Origin of the sequence: Bittarella massiliensis (ex Durand et al. 2017) (assembly GCF_009876955.1) — a bacterium.
Taxonomy (GTDB): domain Bacteria; phylum Bacillota; class Clostridia; order Oscillospirales; family Ruminococcaceae; genus Bittarella; species Bittarella massiliensis.
Window position 1 is genome coordinate 1 of the sequence record NZ_WWVY01000015.1, and the last position, 22,109, is coordinate 22,109.

Genomic DNA, 22,109 nt, shown 5'->3' on the forward strand with positions numbered 1-22,109 from the left:
AACGAGTGGTATGCGGCGCAGACCAGCAAGAAAATCCGTGCGGTCAATGAGCTGAAAGCCTCTCAGGGCAGGCGGGTTGCTTCTACGGTTGCCTATGGATACAAGAAGCTCGAAGGCGACAAAGAGCAGTGGTATATTGACGAGCCTGCGGCGCAAGTCGTCCGAAGGATATTCGCCCTCTGCCTTGCCGGAAAAGGGCCGACGCAGATCGCACGGCAGCTGGAAAAAGAAAAGATTTTGACGCCAACAGCATATTTCCACTCGATTGGCAGAAAGACGAGTAACCCTATGCCTGTCAATGTTTATGGCTGGCGGGAGAATACCATTGAACATATTTTGGAAAACCAGCAGTACACGGGCTGCACGGTAAACGGGAAATCCACAACGGTCAGCTACAAGGTGCATAAGGTGATTGAGAATCCGAAGGAAGAATATCAGATCATTCCTAACACGCAGGAAGCGATCATTGACGAGAATGTATGGCTGAGGGTGCAGGAGCTCAGGAAGAACAAGCGCAGACCTACAAAAACAAATCGGAAAAGCTTGTTTTCAGGGCTGGTATTCTGTGCCGACTGCAAATCGAAATTGCACTTCTGCGCCGCCAAGTCACTCAAACGCAATCAGGAATTCTTCCGCTGCGCCAACTACAAGGACGGCAGAGGAAGCTGCACGATCCATTTCATTCGGGATGTGGTGTTAGAAATGATTGTGAAGGAAGCGGTTGCGGGTTTGGCGGATTTTGTGCGCTGCTATGAGTCGGTATTTCTCTATATGCAGAAGCAGAGATGCGGAGAGTTCCAGAAGAAACGGCAGCAGGAATTGAAGCTTTCCATGGAAAGCCGCAGAAAGCGGATTGCCGATCTGGACAAGCTGTTCAGCCGGATTTACGAGGACAATGTGATCGGGAAGCTGTCGGATGAGCGCTATGCGAGAATGGCGGCGGAATATGAATCCGAGCAGAAAGAACTGCTGGAAAAGGTTAAAGAGGAAGAAAAGCAGCTGTCCGAAATGGAGCAGAAATCGGTAGATATGCGCCTGCTTTTACAGGGGCTGCGGGAGTTTACCGACATGAAGGAGCTGACGCCGACGATCGTCAACAAGCTGATCCGGCGCATTGAGGTGCACAATCCGGAAAAGAAGCACGCTCGAAAATCGGTGAAGGTTGACGTCTATTTCACAGCGGTAGGATTAGTAAGCTTGCCAGACGAGCAGGAAATCCGGAGAATGATGGAGCAGATGCGAAGCACATCGCAGCTGCCAAAACAGCTGACCGCATAAAAAGAAAACGGTGTAACCCGCCACATATCGGGTTACACCATCTTCTCTACTTTTTACTGCCTTATTAGCACCGGGCATTTTCGGCGCAGGGGCTTTTTCCCTCATCTTCCCTTCGTCCACTCCCCCGTGGGGCGGACAAAAAGGCCCTGGTGGGGGAGGTCCGCCCGCCCTGGCGGCAGGAGGCGGACAGCCCCTCCCTCGCCCGCACTGGTTTCGGTCGGCAGCGCCACCCCCTCGCCTCGAGTCGGCTCCCCTTTGCCGGCAGTTGGGAGATGGCGTTCATGGCTGCGACGCCTGGCAGGGCGCCTGCCCCTATCACCGGCAGGCCCTAAATGGGGGGATCGCTTCCCAGTTTACAGGCCCCGAGCGGGTCGCCCTCCCCCGCCCGCATCGCCGTGGCCGACCACTCGTCTTTAGAGCGGGGCGGTGCGGCTGGTGCTCTGTTACATCCCGGCGGAAAAGAGGCGGCGCTGCAAGGCAAACGCCCGCACCCCCCCTGCCCAACCGCTGTTCTCCCCCGTTCGCCACAGCCATTCAGCGCACCCGTGGCGATGAAAAGGCCCCTGGGCGCAAGATGGGTGAGCGCAGGCTCAACCGCACCCCACCCAGACAGATGACAGGGCTGGAGAAATAGAGTAGTATAGGGAGGAAAGAGACCGCCGGGAAAACAGGCGGGGACGTTTCGCCCGACAGGCGCGCGCTCCCCTGGTTTTTCTGGCGGGAGAAGTGCCCTGTCGTCGGCCAACTCAGCCCCCCTCCTCCGGGCGCGCCCATCCCCGCCGCTCCCCCCTGCCGGGGCGGGCAAATCGGCGCTGTGCGAAGCGCCTGGGCGGCCAGCCAAAAGGAGAAGGGGGGACGCAGGGAGCCGGTCCGGCCAACCCTTCCGGCCAAACCGACAGCCCCCCTCGCCAGCTGGGCGGGAAGCGCGGGATCTTGCCCGGCGGGGGCACCCCCTTCGCCGGGAAGATAGGGGGGACAGAGGCTGCGCACCGGCGCAGAGAAAGGGAGAAAGCGACCGTGAACCATCGACAACTGCTCCACTTTGCGGGGGACCCGCCCCCGCTCTACCAGCCCAGCACCGCCCCTTTTTGGGACGACGAGCACATCTCCAAGGGAATGCTGGAGGCCCATCTCACCCCCGATCGGGACGGGGCCTCTCGAAAACACAGCTTTATTCGGTCCTCCGCCGAGTGGATCGCCGCCCTCTGCCGGAGCAGGGACGCCGTGGACCTGCTCGACCTGGGCTGCGGGCCCGGCCTCTACGCCGAGCGGTTTTGCCTGGCCGGCCTGCGGGTGACCGGGGTCGATCTCTCCAGGCGCTCTGTCGCCTATGCCGCCGAGAGCGCCGCCCGACAGGGCCTCGCCATCGACTACCGCTGTCAAAACTACCTCCGGCTGCCCTTTGAGGCCGCCTTCGACGCCGCAGTGCTCATCTACTGCGACTTCGGCGTCCTCTCCCCAAAAGACCGGCAGGTCCTTCTGGCAAATGTCCGCCGCGCCCTGCGGCCGGGCGGGCTGCTGGTCCTCGACGTCTTCAGCCACAGGCAGCTGCGCCATTTCACCGAAGGCCGCTCCGTCTCCTTTTTACAGGAGGGGTACTGGTCCCCCCTGCCCCACCTCTGCCTTCAAAACAACGTCTATTACGCCGAGACGGACAACACCCTCGAACAGTCGGTCATCGTCACCGAGGGGGACTGCCGCTGCTACAACCTCTGGAACCAACTCTACACCGCCCAGTCCCTGCAAGACGAGTTGGCGGCAGGCGGGTTTGGCGAAATACAGCTCTTCGACCGGGTGGACGGCAGCCCCTTCACCGACCGCGCCGACACCCTTTGTGCCGTGGCCCTCTCCCGGTGAGGGCCGTTTTGCAAAAAAACAGGAGGCGGCAAACACACGGTTGCCGCCCCCTGTTTTTTTGCGCCCTAACACCGCCTGCCGAAATACCGCCGGCAAAGCACCCCCACCGGCGCAAAGTAGAGGCACCAACCCTCCAGCAGGACGGTGCCGATCCAGGCCCCACCCTCCATCCCCGGCCCGAACACCCCGAGGATGGGGAGGGAAAAGCAGCCCAGGGCAAAAACGCCGTGGCCCAGCAGCAGCCCCTTGAGCCACCGCTCCTCCCGGCACCGGGGGACGACGGTGAGCCCGGCAAAGAAGGTGGCCAGGGCCATCAGCCCGTAGCCAAACAGGTCCAAATCAAAAAAGAGGCCGAAGCGCTGAAAGTCCAGCAGGGCCGCAGCCCCCTCGCTCAGCCCCCGGCGGACCGCCCCCAGTTGGGCAAAGTAGACCACCCCGTTGCAGAGGGCGTACATCCCGCCAAAACCCAGGGCGCAGGACCCGGCCGCGCCCCCCTTTTGGGCAAAGACGGCCATCATCGGCAGAAAGCTCAGGGCAATGAAAAGGCTGCTCAAATAGCTGGCAAACAGGCAGCCCACCAGCATCGAGAGGGCAAAGGCGACCACCGACAGCAGATTGATCGCCGCGGCCGCCCGGCCGATCACCCGGTTCACCTCCCCTGCCCCCTTTCCCGCAGGCCGCCCATCAGCAGGGCCACCAGATCCCCCACAAAGCGGGCCCGCCCGTCGAACGTGTCGAGGGGGTATCCCAGCATCCCCTCCAACTCCCCCCCAGCTAGAAAGGCCGCCTGCAGAGAGGCGGTGAGGGCAAAGGCCAGCAGGTTTTTCTGCCCCTCGTCCCCTCCGGCCCCCAGGATGCCGGCAAATCCCCGGCGGGTGTTGTCGCTGTTGTCGCCCGCGGCGGGGCGCTGCATCTCCCCCAGAATCGAGATGCGGGAGACCTGGGGGTGGGCGGCCAGGAATTCAAATACCTGCACGGCCGAAGCGGACAGCCGCTCCCCCGCCGAGCCGCCCTGCGCCGGCTGAAAGCTGCCCACCACCCGGCTGATGACCCGCTGCACGCAGAGCTCGATGAGCCGGTCTTTGGACTGAAAGTGGTAGTTGATCAGCCCCACCCCCACCCCGGCCCGGGCGGCAATGGCCCGGGTGGTGACGGCCCGCACCTTGCCCCCGCTCTCCTCGATGAGGGCGCAGGTGGCCTCCACGATCCGCTCGCGCACCGGACAGGCCCGCCCGGCCACATTCTTCCCTTCCATCTGCTCCATCCCGCTCCTCCTTGCCCACATTTCCATTTGAATGCTGTTCAGTTTTGTTCCTATTGTACTGAACGGCGTTCAAATTGTCAAGGACCTTTTTCTGCCGCTCCTCCACAGCGACCGCATCCCTTCCGCCGTTTTCCCTGTCCATTCCCATGTTTGCCCGATGGGACGGCCCTTCCGCCCTCTTTTGACAACATTTTTTGGCCATCTCGCCGTGTATAATCGTCCAATATTAGTCAAATCGCCAATCTTTTCTTACTTCCTTGACTTTCCCGTCCAGGGCTGTCTATACTGAGATTGGACATCGGCACAACTGCCGAGGACCGGTGGTAGGAGGTTTGACGCGCAAGCTGTCTCTTCTGCCTATTTTTTTGCCCTTTTCGTCACCGCAAGATCAGCAGCAACGCGTTGCAGTCGCTTCGCCTTGCTGTTTTTTTGCTTTTTTCGGGGTTTGCTCCCCGCCCCGCCCGGGGCGATCGCGGCACAGGATACACATTTACAGAAAGGATGATCGATATGACAAAAGACATGACCCGCGGCAATCCGGGAAAGATCCTCTTTCTCTTTGCCCTTCCTATCTTGTTTGGGAACATCTCTTGTTTGGGAACATCTTTCAACAGCTGTGCAGCATGGTGGACTCCATCGTGGTGGGCAACTTCGTCGGCTCCGACGCCCTGGCGGCGGTGGGCGGCTCCTACGCCATCACCTTCGCCATCACCGGCATCGCCTTCGGCCTCTCCAACGGCGCCTCCATCCTCATCGGCCAGTACTTCGGCGCCGGCCGCAAGCGGGAGGTGCGCCACTCCATCGTCACCTGCGTGGCCTTTTCCATCGCCCTCTCCCTGGTGCTGGCGGCGGTGAGCATCCTCGCCACCCCCGCCCTGCTGCGCCTGCTCAACACCCCCGAATCCCTGATGAGCATGTCCAAGCAATACATCTACATCTACTTTTTGGGGCTGGTGTTCACCTTTACCTACAACATCCTCTCCTCGGTCTTTCGGGCGCTGGGGGACTCCAAGACCCCGCTGCTCTTCCTCATCATCTCCTCCATCACCAACATCGTGCTGGACCTGTGGTTTGTCATCAGCTTTGGCTGGGGGGTGGCCGGAGTGGCCATCGCCACCGTCATCTCCCAGGCGCTCTCCTCGGTGCTGGCCCTCTTTGCCCTGCAAAAGCGGCTGGCCGCCATCGCCGCGGCCGATGAGGAAAAGCTGGACGCCGAGCCCCTGCGCCAGCAGTTTTCCCCCACTCTGCTCAAACAGATGATCAAGCTGGCCATCCCCACCACCGCACAGGAGATCGCCATCTCCGCCGGGATGATGATCATGCAGGCCCTGGTCAACGGCTTCGGCCCCGTCATCATGGCCGCCTATACCGCCGCCATGAAGATCGAGAGCCTGGCCATGATGCCCATGGTCAACATCAGTACCGCCGTCACCGGCTACACCGCCCAAAACATCGGCGCCGGGAAGGTGGGCCGGGTCAAGACCGGCTACCGCTACTCCCTGCTCATCTCCCTGGGCTTTGCCGTGCTGATGGCCGGGGTGGTGGTCCTCTTCGGCGGGCCGCTCTGCTCCATCTTCGTCAGCGGCGAGGGGGCCGAGGCGGTGATTTCCGCCGGGGCCAACTACCTGCTCTACTCGGCCGCCTCCTACTTCCTGATGGCCCTGCTCTTCCCCGCCGAAGGGGTGATGAAGGGCGCGGGGGACGTCAACCTCTTCATGGTTTTCGCCCTCTCGGGCATCGCCTCCAAGACCATCGCCGCCCTGGCCCTCTCCCCCATTCTGGGGTATACCGGGATCTGGATCGCAGTGGTCATCGGCTGGCTGGCCGAGTGCATCGGCACCACCGTCCGCTACCTGACCGGCCGCTGGAAGGACAAGGCCATTGTCCGCCCCGCCCCCTCCGAGGAGGTCGCCGCCCAGTAGCCCTGCGCCACCCAAACCACCGCCGAAACGGGCGGTACGCGCGGGCCCGAACGGGACATCGCCCGGACCTCTCCCTAAAAGGGGACCGCCATTTTGTGCGCGCATGACACCCACTGGTCGCCCGCAACGGTCCCCTCCCCTGCGCGCGGCTGACATTTCGTGCGCATCGGCCACCCGCTGTCACCGGTAAAACGGCAGGCCGGGGGCCATCGCGCGCCATTTTACCCAACGGCCTCCTCTCTCTGTGCCTTCGGCGCCCCTCCTTTCGGGGAGCGCTGCGCCAAGGCAACTGGATTTCCCGGCAGACGCCGGAGGCGGGCGCGCTGACACGACAAAAAACGGCTGAGAGCAGATTGCTCTCAGCCGTTTTCCATCTCTGCAGGCAGTTGGTAGAGGTAGGCCCGCCCCGCCTTGCCCGCGCGCTCCACCAGCCCCAGGGAGGCCAGCACGTTCAGCGCCCGGCGGGCCATCTCCAGGCGCTGGCGGGCGGCTTTCGCGTACTCCTTGGCGGTGAACGGCTGCGGCAGGCCGGGGGGGATCAGCTCCCCCCACTCCCGCCAGCCGGAGACCCACACCTGGCCGAACAGCCGGGTGGGCACCCGGTCGCTGCGGGTGGCCCGCCGCTTCTTGGTGCGGTCCCAGCCGTCGAGAAGGCGGTAGTCCTCCACCTCCAACAGGGGGATGCAGAACCGCAGCCCCTCCGTTTGTAAAAATTCCTTTATTTTATACAATTCGTAAAACACGTCCGCCGCTTGTCCCCGGCGGGGAGAGCGGTTGCGAGCCACCACCTCGCCGCTGGACGGGTCCACCCAGTTGACCCACTTGAGCTGGGCCACCGGGTAGACCACCGTCACCGGACAGACCGGCAGGAAGGCCGCCAGCTTTTTGCGCAGTTTGTCAAAGCCCTTTGTCTGGATTTCAAAAATCCCCTCGCTGCCCACGATGTCGGCCACAAAGCCGCCGACCCGGGTCTCCTGGTTCTCGCCCGCGGGCTCAAAGTAGTTTTTCAAAATCGCGTGCAGGCTCTTCTCCCCCAGGGTGCCGATCCCGGCGCGCAGCCGGTCGCCCCCCTGCACCCGCAGGCGGGCCTCCTCAAAGCGCTGGGGATCGCCCGACTCCACCATTGTCCCGCCTCCAGTCAATACGATTTGTATAATGTTTTGTAAAAATTACAAAATAGCGATTTCCGCGGTGGTGCCGCCCACCAGCTTCAGCAGGTCGCCGGGGGCGCATTCCACCTGAAAGCCGATTTTTCCGGCGCTGAAGATGACGGTGTCAAAGAGGAGGCAGCTCTCGTCCACCACCGTCTTGTAGGGCTTTTTCATCCCCACGGGGGAACAGCCGCCCCGCACGTAGCCGGTGACCTGGTTGATTTCCCGGACGTGGATCATCTCCACGCTCTTCTCCCCCGCCGCCCGGGCCGCCGCCTTCAAATCCAGTTCGGCGGCCACCGGGATGCAGAAGACCAGATAGCTGCCGCTGTGGCCCCGGCAGACCAGGGTCTTGAAGACCTGCGCCGGGTCCTGCCCCAGTTTGGCCGCCACCCCCTGGCCGTCGATGACCCCGTCTCGGTGGTCGTAGGCGTGGGTCTGGTGGGGGATCCCCTCCCGCTCCAGAATGCGCATCACGTTGGTCTTTTCCGCCTTTTTCTCCCTGCCCATGGGCGCGCCCTCCTTTTTCTCTATTGCGGGTTTTAGTATACCACGTTCCCCGGCGGGCGGCCAGTGGGCAGAAAAAAGAGGGGGCCCGACAGGCCCCCTCCCCCATGGACAGTCGTCTGTTACAGCTTGCCGCCCTCCAGCTCAAAATAGCTCTGGGGGTAGTGGCAGACCGGGCACTTCTCCGGTGCCTTCATCCCGGTGCAGATATAGCCGCAGTTTTTGCAGATCCAGGTCTCGGCCTGGGGCTTTTGAAACACCTCGCCGCCGTCCAAGTTCTGCTTCATCTGGTTGTAGCGCTCCTCATGGCTCTTTTCGATCTCCCCCACCAGGCGAAAGCGCTCGGCAATGGCGACAAACCCCTCTTCCCGGGCGGTCTTCTCAAACTCCTTGTACATCTCGCTCCACTCAAAGTGCTCCTTCTCGGCGGCGTCCACCAGGCTGTCGGCGACGCCGGGGACCTCGCCCCCCTTGAGGTATTCAAACCACATCTCGCCGTGGGCGCGCTCGTTGGCGGCGGTGAGTTTGAAGAGGTCGGCAAACTGCTCGTACCCCTGCTCCTTTGCCTTTTTGCCGTAGAGCAGGTATTTGAGATGGGCCTGTGCCTCCCCGGCGAAGGCGGCCAACAGGTTGTCGTGGGTCTGGCTGTTTTGCAGTTCCATAGAAGATTCCTCCCATTTTGGGGGCGCAGAGACAGGCCCTGCCGCCCGGTGTTTTTCACCCTTCAATATGGGCGATCCGGGGTACCAATATGCAGCCGGATGTGGTACAATTTCCAAACGAGACAGACGCCCATCGGGCGCAAAACAGGAGGAGACGAGAGATGCAGACCATCGGGATCATCGGCGCAATGGAAAAGGAGATCGCCCTCATTCGGGCCAACTTGAAAAACCTGCAGGAGGAGGTGGTGGCCGGCGGCACCTACCTCTCGGGCCAGCTGGGGAAACAGCAGGTGGTGCTGACTTGCAGCGGCATCGGCAAGGTCAACGCCGCCATCAGCGCCCAGATCCTCTGCGGGCGCTACCGGGTGGACGCCCTTCTCAACACCGGCATTGCCGGCAACCTGGCCGACGACCTGGGGCTGGGGGATGTGGTGGTGGCCGAGCAGGTGCTCTACCACGATTTTGACCCCTCCATCTTCGCCCAGTGCCACCCCTACACCCCGGTGCTCAAGGCCGACGGGGCGCTGGTGGAGCAGATCTGCCGCTGCCTCGATGAGATCGGCGGGGTGCGCTACAAGCGGGGCGTTGTCGCCACGGGGGACCAGTTTGTCAGCGACAGCGCCGTCAAGGCCGACATCATCGCCCGCACCGGCGCCGACTGCGCCGAGATGGAGGGGGCGGCCGTGGGCCACACCGCCGTCAAAAACGGGGTGCCCTTCGGGGTGATCCGGCTGCTGTCGGACACGGCCGACGACGAGGCCGAGAGCATTTACGAGGACTTTGCCGACCGCGCCGCCGAGTTGAGCGCCGAACTGCTGGTGCGGGTCATTCAGGAAATGGCGTAAAGGGAGGGGGCATTCCCCCCTCCCTTTTTCACTGGGGAAACGGCGGCTTTTGGCGGGCATTCCCGCCTTGCCAAAATGCCGGTCTTGTTCTTTTGCCCACAACCTGTTAAAATTGAGGAAATAAGGGAAAAAGAGGCGAAAGGAGGGTCCCGCATGCCGCTGCAGGAAAAGCCAAAGGGATACCGCCGCTGGACGGGCACAGCCATCCTCCTCTGCCTCTGTTTTGTCGCGGGCAGCATCCTGTTCTTGGCGCAGATGGGACACCAGTACAACGACGAGAGCCTGCTCTACCTGGAAAATGCCGTCCGCCAGCACGAGACCGCCCTGGTCAAACAGGTGGACGGCGACTTTCAGACCCTGCACGGGGTCAGCGTCTTTGTGGCCGAACAGGACATCACCGACTTGGAGCAGCTGGCGCGGCTGGTGGGCGAGGTCAACGAGGGCAACGCCTTCACCTGCATGGGCTTTGCCACCGCCGAGGGGCGGCTGGAGCTGATGGAGCTGGGCGGCCGCCGCTACCGAAATCTGGATGTTTCAAGGGAGGATTTTTTTGTCCGCGCCCTGGCGGGGGAGGACGTCATCTCCGCCGCCATCGACGACCCCTTCCGCGAGGGGGAATCGGTCCACTACTACGCCGTGCCGGTGCAGCGGGCCGACGGCCAGACGCTGGGCGTCCTCTGCGCGGTCAACAGCGTGGCGGTCATCCAGGAGATCCTTGACGCCCCCCTCCTAGACGGCAGCGGGTACACCGACCTGTACAGCAACACCGGCGCGGTGATCCTCGCCTCGTCGCGGGATGCCTCCGCCGCCCCGGCGGCGCTGGAGGAGCTGGACGGGGCGGCGTGGAGCGACCTGCAGACGGCGCTGGAGCAGCGGGAGAGCACCCACTTTCGCTATCTCGCCGGCGGGGTGGCCATGCTGGCGGTGTTGGAACCCGCGGGGATCGAGGACTGGTTTGTGCTGGCCTCCGTCCCCCTGCAGGCCCTGCGCCAGCGCTATCTGGCCACCTCGGTGGGGGCCGTCGCCATCATCGTCGCGGCCTGCGCCCTGTTTTTGCTGCTGCTGTTCCAGCAGCGGCGGATGATGAGCCGCAACCAGGCGGAGATCGAACGGCTGGCCTATGTGGACCCGCTGACCGGCGGGCGCAACTACAACAAGTTCCTCCTGGACGCCGAGGCCGCCCGCAGAGGGGACGGCCCCTTTGCCATGTGGTACTGCGACCTCAAAAAATTCAAATACTACAACGACGCCCTGGGCTACCAGATGGGCGACCAACTGCTGCGGCAGATGGACCGCCTCTTTCAGGAGGACGAGCGCCCGGGCGAGGTGTTCTGCCGGATGTCGGCGGACAACTTTGTGGGGTTGCGCCGCTACCGGGAGCGGCAGGAGCTGACCGACTGGTTCGACCGGCTGCTGTACGCCCTCCACCAGTCGGAGGACACCGCCGCCAACCTGACCTACATCGGGCTGTGCATGGGCTTTTGCTGTCTGGGACCGGAGGACGGCGCCCTGACGGTCAACGAGCTGGTCAACCGGGCCAACATGGCCCAAAAGTCGATCAAGGGGGAGGCGGGCAGCGGCTGCGCCTTCTTCACCGAGTCGCTGCGCCGGCAAAACCTGCAGGAGGCGGCGCTGGAGGCAGAGGGCAAACAGGCCCTGCGCCTGGGGCAGTTCCAGCCCTATTTCCAGCCGAAGTTTGACATTCAGGGCGGAGAGCGCCTCTCCGGCGCAGAGGTGCTCTGCCGCTGGATCCACCCCGATCGGGGGGTGATCCCCCCCTGTGAATTCATCCCCGCCTTTGAAAAGAGCGGGCTGATCGTCCAGTTGGACCGCTATATGTTCCGCCAGGCCTGCCAGTGGTACCGCCGCCACCTGGACGGGGGCGGGCGGCCGCTGAACCTGGCGGTCAACGTCTCCCGGGCGGGGCTCCTGCGGGAGGACTTTGTCGACTACTACGCAAAGACCAAGGAGGAATTTTCCCTGCCCGACGGCCAGCTGGAGCTGGAGGTCACCGAGAGCCTGGCCCTGGGGGGCGAGACCCTCTTTCTCCAACTGGTGCAGCAGTTGCACCAGCGGGGGTTCGTCTGCTCGCTGGACGACTTGGGGTCGGGCTACTCCTCCCTCAACCTGCTGAAAAACCTGCCCATCGACGTCCTCAAACTGGACATCCTCTTTTTCCACAAGAGCGTGGACAAAAACCGGGAGCGCATCGTGGTGCGCAACATCATTCAGATGGCCAGGGAGCTGCATATCCGCGTCATTGCCGAAGGGGTCGAGAGCATGGACAGCGTGGCCTTCCTGCGGGAGGCCGGCTGCGACACGGTGCAGGGCTTTGTCTTCGCCAAACCCATGCCCCTGGCGGATTTCGAGCGCCGGCTGGAGGGCGAGGGCTAGGCTGCCCCCTTCTCTGCGCCGCAAAAAAGAGGACTGGCAAATGGCAGAGGAGCATAAAGAAGTATTACGAAAATACTAACCTATGCCAAGTGAACGGGAAATAAGAAACCTCTATGTGAATGGACGAACCATTTGTATAGAGGTTTTCTTTTGCTTCTTAAAATTTTTCAGCGTCCGCAGGACGCGCAGCCGTCACCGAATGGGGACGATCTTGAGGGCTTGGGGGTAATCCCTCAACAAGCATTTTGGCCGGTGCAATCCGGCTAAAATCGCAAAACATGTATATGTTTGCATTGCTTGCTGGTTTTATCCCGAATTCGGGATAAAATTGGTAAGCAATGCGGCTTTGTCCACGGCGATGCCAATAAGCTGGATTTCCCGGACGGGAGCTTTGATGCTGTGATCAGCAGCTACGTCTATCATAACATTATGGGTGCGGACAAGCATGCCCTGCTGCTGGAAAGCCTGCGGGTACTGAAAAAGGGCGGCGTGTTTGTCCTGCATGACAATATGAAGCCGCAGATGTACGGCGACATGAACGCCTTTGTGGAGGAACTGAGGGGCATGGGCTTTGCCGAGGTTCAGTATGTGGAGACCGCAGAGAAAATTTTCGGCTCGAAGCAGCGTGCGGCTATGATGATGCTGGGCGATTCTGCTATGATCGTTGGAAGAAAATAATGCCGGAATCAGTAGGGATGCAATCCATATGAAAAGAGCTTATCATTCCGGCGGCTGGACTGCGCTTTTTGAGTCTGTAAACAAATTACAGGAGGACAAGTGATATGAAATACAACGGCTTTTATTTCTGGATGTTCAAGAGTCCGATGAAAGCAGTCCTGACGGAGAAATACGGCAACGCATATGCTGGGGAGACTATGAAAAAGAGCAAAAAAGTCTATCGTGAACTGGTCGGGAAAGCTGCCGACATTGGTGACGACAACCCAATGGCATACAACGAGCTGTTTGCACTCGCCTTTGTCGCACCTTACATAGCAAGCGGGAAGAAGATCCCCCCGGAGACGGTGCAGGAGATGATGCGGCGTTCGCTTTACCACATCAAGTGGTATTTTGCGAAAACCGACCTGAACACCGATAAGGGCAAGGCAGAGAACAAAAAGAGCATCGTGAAGTATGTCAAGTGGTACACGCCGGAAAAGGAAAAACAATATCCGACATCGTTCAAAGTGGACTTTGAGGGACAGCCTCATGAAGGAGCTTGCTACTACCGCATCACCCGCTGCCCCATCTGCGCCTATGCGGAAAAGCTGGGCGTTTCCGAGTTGATGCCGCTGTTCTGCGAGTTGGACGAGGTGATGATCACACTCCAGCACGGCGTGCTGCACAGAAAGCAGACGTTGGCAAACGGCGGAGAATTCTGCGACTATTACATTACAGGAAACAGAGAATAAACGAAGAAGCTCGTATCGTCAATAATGATACGAGCTTCTTTTCATATTTTTTAGATTGTGTTTTTTCAGACCTTCCATCCGGCAGCCTGCTTGCGCTCCACCACAAAGCGGCGGTAGAGCCCGTCAACAGCAACCAGCTCGTCATGCGTGCCCTGCTGGACGATCTCACCGTGATCGACCACAAAAATTTGGTCGGCATGGCGCACGGTTTTCAGCCGGTGGGCGATCATGATGACCGTCTTATCATGGGTCAATTCCGCAACGGCCTCCATCAGCTCCTTTTCATTTTCGGGGTCGACATTGGCGGTGGCTTCGTCCAGAATGATGATTGGTGCGTCCTTCATAATCGCCCGGGCGATGGAAATGCGCTGCCGCTCGCCGCCGGAGAGCGTTGCACCGCCCTCACCGATAACAGTGTCAAAGCCGTCCGGTAGCGCCATGATAAAGTCGTAGCACCGCGCCTTCTTTGCTGCAGCCTTTACCTCCTCCATGGAGGCATCGGGCTTTCCGAAGCGGATAGTGTTGGCGATGGTGTCCGAGAACAGATAGGTCCGCTGAAACACAAAGGAGAAATTGCGGATGAGGCTGTCGTAGCTGTATTCCCGCACATCCCGCCCGCCAAGGCGCACGCTGCCTGACTGCACATCCCAGAACCGTGCCATAAGATTGCAGAGAGTGGTCTTGCCGGAGCCGGAGGGGCCGACGATAGCGACCGTGGTTTTCTCCAGAATCGTCAACGACACATCTTGCAGAATGGGCTTGCTGTCGTAGGAGAAGTTTACATGAGACAGAGCAATGTCCTCCCGTTCCGGCGAAAGCTCCTCCCCGTCAATATCCATGGGCTCTACATGCAGAATCGCGTTTGCCTTATCCACACCAATGTCGATAGAACGGAACAGGGACGAAAAGCTCCCGGCGGAGTCCAGCTGCTCAAAGAGAATGAAGGAGCAGATCAGCATCAAAAGGCAGTTTGTCAGCTCCATGGTGCCGCTGAAGTAAAAGACGATAGCGGCCGCGCAGACGGCAACGCCGGTGAGCTTGTTGACAACAAACTGCGCCAGCATATAAAGCACCGACGGGATCTCCATAGCAAAGGACGCCCTGCGGGCTTCCTCCACAGCGCCGTGTACCTGCGTGGCAGAGTCGTGGGTCAGGTCGAAATTCTTGACCTCGGCGATGCCCTGCACATATTCCAGCACCTTGGACACAAGGCGCTCATCGGCATTGAACTTCCGCTGGGAAAGGGTCTGCTCCGCCCGCTGCATGGCGGCGTTGACGGCAAAGAACAGCACCAGTCCCGCCAGTGTGATCAGCCCCATGCGCCAGTCAAAGAGGAACATCATCGCTGCGATGATGCCGGAGGTCAGAAAGCCGCGGGTCGTAACCATGACGACGCGGGTAGCCACATTCGCCATGTTTTCCATGGTGTTGGTGGTGACGGACGTGACCTCGCCGAGGCTGTTGTCATTGAACCAGCCCATAGGCAGGTAGCGCAGGTGCTCGGCGATCTCGATGCGTTTGTTGGCGCAGGCGCGGTAGCCCGCACGGGTCTGGAGCATGGTAGCCTTCATGTTGATGGCAATCGTAATGATCAATGAGATCACGATAATGCCGAGGCTCGTCCATAAGGTTGCCATAGTGACGTTCCTTTCCAGCAGCGCCTGAATGACGATGGCGGCTGCCGGAATACGCATGGCGGAGCAAATGGCGCTGACCACGCCCAGCCAGATAGATGTTATAAACAGCCTGCGGTTGTCCACCCCGCAGAAGGCGAAGAATTTTTTCAGCGTCTGAAGCATTACGCCACCTCCCCGTCGTCTTTGACGCTGATGTGGGCCTCCCACATGGTTTGATAAAGGGGGCAGGACGCAAGAAGCTCCGCCTGCGTGCCGGTCGCTTCGATCTTGCCTTGATTGACAACAATGATCTGATCGGCGTCCGCAATGGTGGACAGCCGGTGGGCAATGACCAGCAGCGTCTTGCCCCGCACCAGCCTTCCCAGTACCGACTGGATGACCGCCTCGTTTTCCGGGTCTGTATAGGACGTTGCCTCGTCGAGAATGACGATCGGCGCGTCCTTCAGCATGGCACGGGCAATGGAGATGCGCTGCCGCTCACCGCCGGACAGATGCCCGCCCGACGCGCCGCACACGGTCTGATAGCCGTTTTCAAGCCCCATGATAAACTCGTGGCAGCCGCATTTCTTCGCGGCGTCAATGACCTCCGCATCGGTCGCACCCTTTCTGCCCATGCGGATATTGTCCATGACAGAAAGGTCAAAGAGGTAGTTGTCCTGCGACACATAGGCGATGTGCTTCGTGCACTCCGCCAGCGGCAGCGTGCGAATGTCCACGCCGCCCAGGTCGATTTCTCCGTCCTTCACATCCCACAGGGAGGCGATGAGCCGGGCGATGGTGGATTTTCCACTGCCGGAAGGCCCGACCAATGCGTTGACCGTCCCCGGGGCAATGTGCAGATCGATTCCGTGCAGTACCTCCTTGTCGTGATAGGCAAAGCGGACGTCTTTCAGCTCGACGGCGTTGTCCGCAGGCAGCTTTTCCGCACGTTCCGGACGCTGCATATCCTCGCCGGACAGCACCTCCGCCACCTCACCCACGATGGTCGTCACCTGCGCGATGTCATCGGTGTAGGAAAAAGCGGTGATCAGCGGCTGCATAACGCCGAAGGACAGAACAATGACCGCGAGAAACGTCTCCGCCGACAGTGTGCCGTGCATATAGAGAAGGCAGCCCACCGGCAAGATGCCGAGAAGCGTTGAAGGGAGTATCGCCATTCCGGCCACCTGTCCGAACAAACTCCCGCGCATCCAGTCGATGAAGCAGTCCGCGCCCTCTTTTGCGGCGGAGACGAACTTTGCGTAGCTGGTCCTGGACTGACTGAAAGCCTTGATGACCTCGATGCCGTTGATGTATTCCACGGCGGTGTCGTTCAGTGCTTTTGTGGCGGTGACGGTGCGCTGGAATTTTTCTTCGTAGCCGCTGAACATGGACATGAAGCAGAGAATGCCCAGGGGCAGGACGATGAACATGGAAAGGCCCATGCGCCAGTCCTCGAGGAACAGCAGCACCAGTACCGCCAGCGCCCCCACGATGTTGGTGGTCATCTCCGGCAGCAGGTGGGCAAGGGTGGTTTCGATGGAATCGACCCGCTCGACGATGATGTTCTTATACGAGCCGGAGGAATGGTCCAGCACCGTACCCAGCGGCAGCGTCGCCAGCTTATCCAGCAGCCGTGTGCGGGTATTGGCTAACACATGGAAGGTGGCATGGTGGGAAAGGGATGTGGACACGCTGTGCAGCACATAGCGCAGTACCCAGAAGCCCGCCATCCACGCGCAGAGCGTCAGGCAGTACGTCAGCTCCGCCGTGCCGTTTACCAGTGCGGTGATGAGCCGAATGATGATGAAATACGGAATAAGCGAGCAGGCGACGCCCAGAAGCGCCGTAAGGACGCTCAAAGCGTACTCGCCGTACCGCCCTTTTGCCAGCTCTGCCAGCCACGAGGCGGCAGAGCGTTTTGGCTCAATTTCTTTCATGGCGAACTCCTTTCGACTGCATTACGCAGCAAGGTGCTTTTTCACGATCCGCTTGCCGATCATTGCGCCGATAAAGGCCGCCACGATCACACCGGCCACCAGCGCCACAGACCCCCAGGACTGCAGCATCTGGGATGCGGCAAGGATGGCGTCCTGACGGCCATCGGTGACCATCTGATCCGCCATAGCCTTGGCTGCGATGGCGTAGGGAATGATGGTGCTGCCGAATGCGGCCAGCACCTGATTGATGACATAACTGACGGTCAGCGCCTTCGCGTTGCCGTAGCCCATCTTCCACAGCAGCAGCTCGGCAATGGCACCGGAGAGAATAAAGAGGATGATGTACGGCAGGTATCCGCCCATAATGGCACGGACGATACTGTAAATGAGGATCGCACCGGGCTTTTTCACCTTCGTGCCGATGATGAAGTAGACGATGCCCTCCAGCAGGGCGAAAAACACCGGCATCAGAATGATGGTAATGGGCGTTGCGTACAGGACGGAGCTGGCGAAGAAAATGACCACATTGATCAGAGCCAGCAGGACAACGGTGATGATGTCCTTGATTTTCAGTTTATTGGGGTTTGCAGTACTCATGGTTAAAGACTCCTTTTTGAATGGAATATGGTTGAACGTCGTAGAGACGGCGATCACAGGATAAGGCCGGCGGCGATCGATGCCGCCAGCAGGACGCAGAACACAGCATCCCACGCAGAAAACCGAAGCGACAGATAGTTGCTTTTGCGGCGGGTTAAGTCGATGCCCCGTGTTTCGGCGGAGGCGGACAGCGTCTCGGCGATGCGGATAACGCGCAAAGCCATCGGCACGGTCAGTATTTCGATATAGGATGACAGCGCTCGCAGCTTCTGAAGCGGCGATGTGAACGCGCCCCGGGTGCGGATGGATTGCCGCAGCAACTTCATGTCTCCCGACAGAACGGGGAAGAAGCGGAAGATCACCGCCACGATCATGATCAGCCGCTCCGGTAGGCGCAGATTGCGCAGTGCTGCCAGGGTGCGGCTGGCTTCATTCCGCCCAATCAGCGTCCGCATGGAAATGCCGATGGCGATGATGCGCGGGAACAGCACCAGCATAAAGGAAAACACCGTGCCCGGCAGCAGAGCGTTTGCCGCCCACAGCAGCCCAAAGCTCATCCCGCCGGCCAGCGCCGTTCCGAGCCAGCCGTCCGCTGCGGTCAGCAGGATCAGTGCCGTATATACGGCATAAACTAAGTGGTTGTTGGATGTGGAGATCACGACCAGCAGGGCCAGCCAGTAAAGCAGCTTCGTTGCCGGGTGGAATCGTTCTTTATGCTGTTTTTTCGCAGGAGCATCGGAAGGATGGAAGCGCTCCATATATTGCCGTACCGCTTGCAAATCTCGTTTTGAATGAACGGGAAATTCTATTTCTGCATGCCCATCCGACAGCCCAATGCAGCGGTCACACGCACCTGCAATCAGCTCAGGGTCGTGGGTGATGGTGAGAACAGTCTTTTCTTTCCGCATCTCCCGGATCAGCGCTGCGCACCGCTCCAGACTTTCCGCGTCCTGTCCTGCTGTCGGCTCGTCCAGTATGACGATCGGCTTGTCGGATAGATACGCCATCATCAGCGTCAGACGCTGCATCTGCCCGCCGGAGAGGGAAAAGGGATGCCGGTTGCGGCAGTCCCATAGATCCATACTTTTCAGCAGCGCTTCCGTTTTTGCTTCAAACTCCGGTGTCACCGCATGGCCGTATTGCAGTTCGTGCAGGACGGAGCCTGTGAAGAACTGGAACTCCGCCTCCTGAAGGATGAACAGCACTTGCTTTTGCAGCTGCTTTGGATTTTGCGGCTTTCCGAAAAGCATTATCCTGCCGCCGGAGGGGCGGTAAAGCCCTGCAATCAGCTTGCCGATGGTCGTTTTGCCACAGCCGTTTGCGCCCACAAGGCCGACGATCTCATGCTCACGGACGGAAAAGCTGACACCAGAGAGGGTATCTTTGGCCTTCCTGCCGTATGTATAGCGGACATCTGAGACGGCAAGCGCCGTCGGCGCGGTTTTCGGCAGCGGCTCTTTCTCCGGCACGGTGATCTCCGCAAGGTCGAGCGTGCGCAGAGAAAGTGTTTGTCTCCGCTCCACTGAGAACGCCTTTGCCTCTGCGGCAGTGTATTTTCCTTTGATCTCGCCGTCTGCCATGACCCAAAATTCGTCGGCAATGTCGGCAAGATAGTAGAGTCGGTGCTCGCTGAGCAGCAGCGTTTTGCCCTGCTTTTTCAGGGCAAGCAGAATCTCTTTTAACTGCTGCGTGGCTGCAAAGTCCAGATTGGCCGTGGGCTCATCCAGCAGAAAAATATCTGTGTCCATTGCCCACGCGGACAAGATGGAGATGAGCTGTCGCTCGCCGCTGGACAACTCGTAGACATTGCGATCCTTCAGCCGCTCCAGATGAAAGATCCGGAAGGCCTCGTCTACCCGCCGTCGGATTTTATCTTGCGGCAGACCGTGATTTTCAAGACCGAAGGCCACTTCATTGGAACTGTTCACGGTGAAAAACTGGCTGCGAGGATCCTGAAAGACCGATGCGGCCAACTCGCCGATCTCGCCGATACGCATCCCGGCGGTGTCCTGCCCGTTCAGGCGGCAAAAGCCCTTCAGCTCTCCCTCGTAAAACTGCGGTATCAGTCCGTTGATGCACCGCAGCAGCGTGGATTTTCCGCATCCGCTGCCGCCGCAGAGCACCACGCAGCGTCCCGCCGGGATGCCGCCGCCGACCTGTCGGAGGATGGGCAGCTTTGCCTCCGCATATTGGAATTCAAATTCAAAATCTATCATCGCAAACTCTTTTCTTATTAGTTAGTCGTCTCTAACCAACAGTCGTAAGAAACGGACGGATGGACCGTCCGAATCAACCTTTCGGATTTATTGCAAGGTATCGCATAGCTGCCGCCAGCCAGCGTTGGTGAAATCAAAGACTGCCTGTAAGCAGGTAAGCATTCTGCCTTCCTCCATATGCTGATCCAGCAGCTGGCGGAAGTACCAGAACTGTGAGCCCATCAAGAGACGGATCGCATCGGCATTTGGCGCTTTCCCATAGATATGCGAAAAGAATTCCACCGTTTGTTCCGCTTTTTGATCCATTAGTTTATGCAGCACGGTTTCCATGGAGCTGCCATCACTGCGGCAGAAAAATAAAGTGCAGTCGTCATGGTGCTCGGTCAGGAGCCGAAAATATACTTGTTCCTCGGCGTTTATGGCGCGGAGGATATCCTCCGGCTGCGCGCTACACTTTGCTTTTTCGTATTCTTCAGCGATGGGCGCAAACAAGGTCTTCATCGTCTCAAAAAAATCCTGAAGCAGACTGGCAAACAACGCGTCTTTATTCTTGTATCTTGTGTAGATTGCCCCCGTAGTAACACCGGCTTTTTCGGCGATCTTGTGCAGAGAGGCTTTCTGAAAGCCGTAAGCAAGAAATTCCGAATAAGCAGCCTGAATGATCCCATCATCCAGGGAATGATCCCTATTGGCCATGTGTTCACTCCTCTGCGCCTAAATAATAACGCCATTATCGATAACGACATTATTATAGCGTTATTTTTGCTGCTTGTCAATGCGAATTGCACACTCCGTTACAAAAACATACCTTGACAAATCTCGTCTCAGAAAGCCCTGCTGAGCAAGTACGCCGCCGACCATGGATTCCGGAACACCCGGTTCTTTGTGGACGATGGTTTCTCAGGGACCAGCTTTCAAAGGCCGGGGTTCCAGGAAATGATGCGATATGTGGAGGATTACAGCGTATCCGCTGTGATTGTCAAAGACCTGTCCCGGCTGGGCAGGGAGTATTCCTACATGGGGCAGCTGCAGGATTTTATCTTTCCTGCCTATGACGTCCGCTTTATCGCCATCAACGATGATGTGGACAGCGCCAAAGGGGAAAATGATTTTGCGGTGTTCAAAAATGTATTCAACGACTACTACGCCAAGGATACCAGCAAGAAAATCCGGGCAGTGGTAAAGATGCGGGGTGAAGCCGGGGAACATCTCGCCAGCAATCCGCCTTATGGGTACATAAAAGACCCGCAGGATAAAAAGAAATGGATTGTAGACGAAGAAGCGGCAAAGGTGGTGCAGCGTATCTTCAACCTCTGCATTGCGGGGAAAAGCCCCATGCAGATCGCCAAAATCCTCACAGCCGACAGGGTGCTGACCGTCACCGCCTATCACGCCAGGCAGAAAGGTTGGGCCATGCCGGAGAATCTTTGTCGGTGGTGTACAAAATCTGTCTCCGGGATATTGGAGTGGCGGGAGTACACGGGCTGTACCGTGAACTTCAAGACCTATACCAAGTCCCTAAAATTCAAAAAGCGGATGGAAAACCCGGTTGAGAACCAGCGAGTTTTTGAGGACACTCAGCCCGCCATCATTGAGAAGGGACAGTGGGAACGGGTACAGGAGCTGCGGAAGAACAAACGCAGGCCGACAAAAACAGGAAGGACCAGCATGTTCTCCGGCCTGCTCTACTGCGCCGACTGCGGAGCCAAGCTGTACTTCTGCACCTGCAAGAGCTACAAGGACGACAGCCAGAACCATTTTGTCTGCTCCAATTACAAGAGCAATACCGGCTCCTGCAAAATCCACTATATCCGGGAACAGGTGCTTTACCGGATCGTACTGGAGACCATCCAGCGGACATTGACTTATGTCCGTATGTTCCGGAAGGATTTTAAGCTGGAAATGCTGGCGCAGGACGAGGAAAGCCGCAAAGCAGAACTGGCGGAAAAGCGGAAAGCCCTCTCCGGGGCAAAAAAACGGATGGAGGATTTGGACCGAATTATCCAGCACATCTATGAGGACAATGTGCTGGGCAAGCTGTCTGACAGCCGGTACTTAAAATTATCCCGCCAATACGAGAAGGAGCAGGCAGAGATTGAACAGCTTGCCGCTGTACTGGAACGGGAAATTGAAACACAGGCCGGGCAGGTTTCCGATGTGAATGAGTTTCTGAAGCTGGTGAACAAGTACCTGGATATTCCAGAGCTTGATGCCGCCATTCTCAATGAGCTTGTGAGCAAGATCGTAGTACACAGCCCGGTAAGGGAGAATGGAAGAAAGCAGGTGCGAATCGACCTGTACTTCACCTATGTGGGGCAAATCCGCATCCCCTTGAAGATTGGAAGGGAGTCCCTAAATGAATCGGAACCGGCGTGTCAAGTCACGCCGGTTCCTACCAAATTTCTTTTTACTTCCTTATGGGACGCTGCATAAAGCCAGTCCTCTTTTTTT

18 protein-coding genes are annotated in these 22,109 nt (G+C 59.1%); 8 read left to right on the forward strand and 10 right to left on the reverse strand.

Going from position 1 to position 22,109, the window contains the following annotated elements:
• Both GT748_RS13040 and GT748_RS13045 read left to right on the forward strand, forming a co-directional pair.
• A partial coding sequence (locus tag GT748_RS13040; protein ID WP_161213599.1) for a recombinase family protein occupies positions 1-1,278 on the forward strand: 1,278 nt, incomplete at its 5' end.
• Positions 1,279-2,295: 1,017 nt separating this feature from the next.
• On the forward strand, positions 2,296-3,135 hold the full coding sequence (locus GT748_RS13045) for a class I SAM-dependent methyltransferase (protein ID WP_044992603.1): 840 nt from the start codon (positions 2,296-2,298) through the stop codon (positions 3,133-3,135).
• A gap of 65 nt (positions 3,136-3,200) precedes the next feature.
• Here the strand turns inward: GT748_RS13045 and GT748_RS13050 are convergent, their stop codons facing one another.
• Both GT748_RS13050 and GT748_RS13055 read right to left on the reverse strand, forming a co-directional pair.
• Complete coding sequence (locus GT748_RS13050) at positions 3,201-3,788, reverse strand: hypothetical protein (RefSeq protein WP_021659535.1); 588 nt, start codon at positions 3,786-3,788, stop codon at positions 3,201-3,203.
• The gene (locus GT748_RS13055) at positions 3,785-4,399 is read right to left on the reverse strand and encodes a TetR/AcrR family transcriptional regulator (protein WP_161213598.1); all 615 of its coding nucleotides are present in this window, start codon (positions 4,397-4,399) and stop codon (positions 3,785-3,787) included. The genes GT748_RS13050 and GT748_RS13055 overlap by 4 nt, the downstream gene beginning before the upstream one ends.
• A 590-nt stretch (positions 4,400-4,989) precedes the next feature.
• Here GT748_RS13055 and GT748_RS13060 point away from each other — a divergent pair.
• Entirely contained in the window at positions 4,990-6,321 is a 1,332-nt protein-coding gene (locus GT748_RS13060; RefSeq protein ID WP_021659532.1) for an MATE family efflux transporter, read from the forward strand.
• 359 nt (positions 6,322-6,680) lie between these two features.
• On the opposite strand, the gene GT748_RS13065 is transcribed toward GT748_RS13060, so the two are convergent.
• The 3 genes from GT748_RS13065 to GT748_RS13075 form a co-directional block, all read right to left on the reverse strand.
• Complete coding sequence (locus tag GT748_RS13065; RefSeq protein ID WP_021659530.1) at positions 6,681-7,445, reverse strand: hypothetical protein; 765 nt, start codon at positions 7,443-7,445, stop codon at positions 6,681-6,683.
• A 45-nt stretch (positions 7,446-7,490) separates the two neighbouring features.
• Positions 7,491-7,982 carry a Cys-tRNA(Pro) deacylase gene (ybaK, locus tag GT748_RS13070; RefSeq protein WP_021659529.1) on the reverse strand — a complete coding sequence of 164 codons (492 nt, stop codon included), beginning with the start codon at positions 7,980-7,982 and terminating at the stop codon, positions 7,491-7,493.
• A gap of 119 nt (positions 7,983-8,101) precedes the next feature.
• Positions 8,102-8,641 carry a rubrerythrin family protein gene (locus tag GT748_RS13075; protein WP_021659528.1) on the reverse strand — a complete coding sequence of 180 codons (540 nt, stop codon included), beginning with the start codon at positions 8,639-8,641 and terminating at the stop codon, positions 8,102-8,104.
• A gap of 161 nt (positions 8,642-8,802) precedes the next feature.
• Between GT748_RS13075 and GT748_RS13080 the strand changes: the two genes are divergently transcribed.
• From GT748_RS13080 to GT748_RS13095, 4 genes are all read left to right on the forward strand, one after another.
• On the forward strand, positions 8,803-9,486 hold the full coding sequence (locus GT748_RS13080) for a 5'-methylthioadenosine/adenosylhomocysteine nucleosidase (protein WP_044992601.1): 684 nt from the start codon (positions 8,803-8,805) through the stop codon (positions 9,484-9,486).
• Positions 9,487-9,639: 153 nt separating this feature from the next.
• Positions 9,640-11,880 (forward strand): putative bifunctional diguanylate cyclase/phosphodiesterase, encoded by a 2,241-nt coding sequence (locus tag GT748_RS13085; protein WP_044992599.1) that lies wholly within the window; start codon positions 9,640-9,642, stop codon positions 11,878-11,880.
• Between the two features lie 297 nt (positions 11,881-12,177).
• Positions 12,178-12,558, forward strand: a complete 381-nt coding sequence (locus GT748_RS13090) for a class I SAM-dependent methyltransferase (protein ID WP_243148187.1) — start codon at positions 12,178-12,180, stop codon at positions 12,556-12,558.
• 104 nt (positions 12,559-12,662) lie between these two features.
• Positions 12,663-13,289 (forward strand): L-2-amino-thiazoline-4-carboxylic acid hydrolase, encoded by a 627-nt coding sequence (locus GT748_RS13095; RefSeq protein WP_161213597.1) that lies wholly within the window; start codon positions 12,663-12,665, stop codon positions 13,287-13,289.
• A gap of 65 nt (positions 13,290-13,354) precedes the next feature.
• Here GT748_RS13095 and GT748_RS13100 read toward each other — a convergent pair whose 3' ends face one another.
• The 5 genes from GT748_RS13100 to GT748_RS13120 form a co-directional block, all read right to left on the reverse strand.
• Positions 13,355-15,088: an ABC transporter ATP-binding protein gene (locus GT748_RS13100; RefSeq protein WP_161213596.1), complete on the reverse strand. Its 1,734-nt coding sequence runs from the start codon at positions 15,086-15,088 to the stop codon at positions 13,355-13,357.
• Entirely contained in the window at positions 15,088-16,845 is a 1,758-nt protein-coding gene (locus GT748_RS13105; RefSeq protein WP_161213595.1) for an ABC transporter ATP-binding protein, read from the reverse strand. Before GT748_RS13105 ends, GT748_RS13100 begins: the two co-directional genes overlap by 1 nt.
• Before the next feature lie 21 nt (positions 16,846-16,866).
• The gene (locus tag GT748_RS13110; RefSeq protein ID WP_161213594.1) at positions 16,867-17,442 is read right to left on the reverse strand and encodes an MptD family putative ECF transporter S component; all 576 of its coding nucleotides are present in this window, start codon (positions 17,440-17,442) and stop codon (positions 16,867-16,869) included.
• A 53-nt stretch (positions 17,443-17,495) separates the two neighbouring features.
• Positions 17,496-19,658 (reverse strand): ATP-binding cassette domain-containing protein, encoded by a 2,163-nt coding sequence (locus GT748_RS13115; protein WP_161213593.1) that lies wholly within the window; start codon positions 19,656-19,658, stop codon positions 17,496-17,498.
• 87 nt (positions 19,659-19,745) lie between these two features.
• A complete protein-coding gene (locus GT748_RS13120; protein WP_161213592.1) occupies positions 19,746-20,354 on the reverse strand; it encodes a TetR/AcrR family transcriptional regulator in 609 nt (202 codons plus the stop codon).
• Between the two features lie 120 nt (positions 20,355-20,474).
• Between GT748_RS13120 and GT748_RS16045 the strand changes: the two genes are divergently transcribed.
• The gene (locus GT748_RS16045) at positions 20,475-22,091 is read left to right on the forward strand and encodes a DUF4368 domain-containing protein (protein WP_161213601.1); all 1,617 of its coding nucleotides are present in this window, start codon (positions 20,475-20,477) and stop codon (positions 22,089-22,091) included.
• Positions 22,092-22,109: the final 18 nt, after the last annotated feature.

Excerpts from the sequence above, each read along its gene's own strand:
- GT748_RS13055 (WP_161213598.1), bottom strand. The coding sequence starts at position 4,399 with ATGGAGCAGATGGAAGGGAAGAATGTGGCCGGGCGGGCCTGTCCGGTG.
- GT748_RS13065 (WP_021659530.1), bottom strand. The coding sequence starts at position 7,445 with ATGGTGGAGTCGGGCGATCCCCAGCGCTTTGAGGAGGCCCGCCTGCGG.
- ybaK (WP_021659529.1), bottom strand. The coding sequence starts at position 7,982 with ATGGGCAGGGAGAAAAAGGCGGAAAAGACCAACGTGATGCGCATTCTG.
- GT748_RS13075 (WP_021659528.1), bottom strand. The coding sequence starts at position 8,641 with ATGGAACTGCAAAACAGCCAGACCCACGACAACCTGTTGGCCGCCTTC.
- GT748_RS13080 (WP_044992601.1), top strand. The coding sequence starts at position 8,803 with ATGCAGACCATCGGGATCATCGGCGCAATGGAAAAGGAGATCGCCCTC.
- GT748_RS13085 (WP_044992599.1), top strand. The coding sequence starts at position 9,640 with ATGCCGCTGCAGGAAAAGCCAAAGGGATACCGCCGCTGGACGGGCACA.
- GT748_RS13095 (WP_161213597.1), top strand. The coding sequence starts at position 12,663 with ATGAAATACAACGGCTTTTATTTCTGGATGTTCAAGAGTCCGATGAAA.
- GT748_RS13100 (WP_161213596.1), bottom strand. The coding sequence starts at position 15,088 with ATGCTTCAGACGCTGAAAAAATTCTTCGCCTTCTGCGGGGTGGACAAC.
- GT748_RS13105 (WP_161213595.1), bottom strand. The coding sequence starts at position 16,845 with ATGAAAGAAATTGAGCCAAAACGCTCTGCCGCCTCGTGGCTGGCAGAG.
- GT748_RS13110 (WP_161213594.1), bottom strand. The coding sequence starts at position 17,442 with ATGAGTACTGCAAACCCCAATAAACTGAAAATCAAGGACATCATCACC.
- GT748_RS13115 (WP_161213593.1), bottom strand. The coding sequence starts at position 19,658 with ATGATAGATTTTGAATTTGAATTCCAATATGCGGAGGCAAAGCTGCCC.
- GT748_RS13120 (WP_161213592.1), bottom strand. The coding sequence starts at position 20,354 with ATGGCCAATAGGGATCATTCCCTGGATGATGGGATCATTCAGGCTGCT.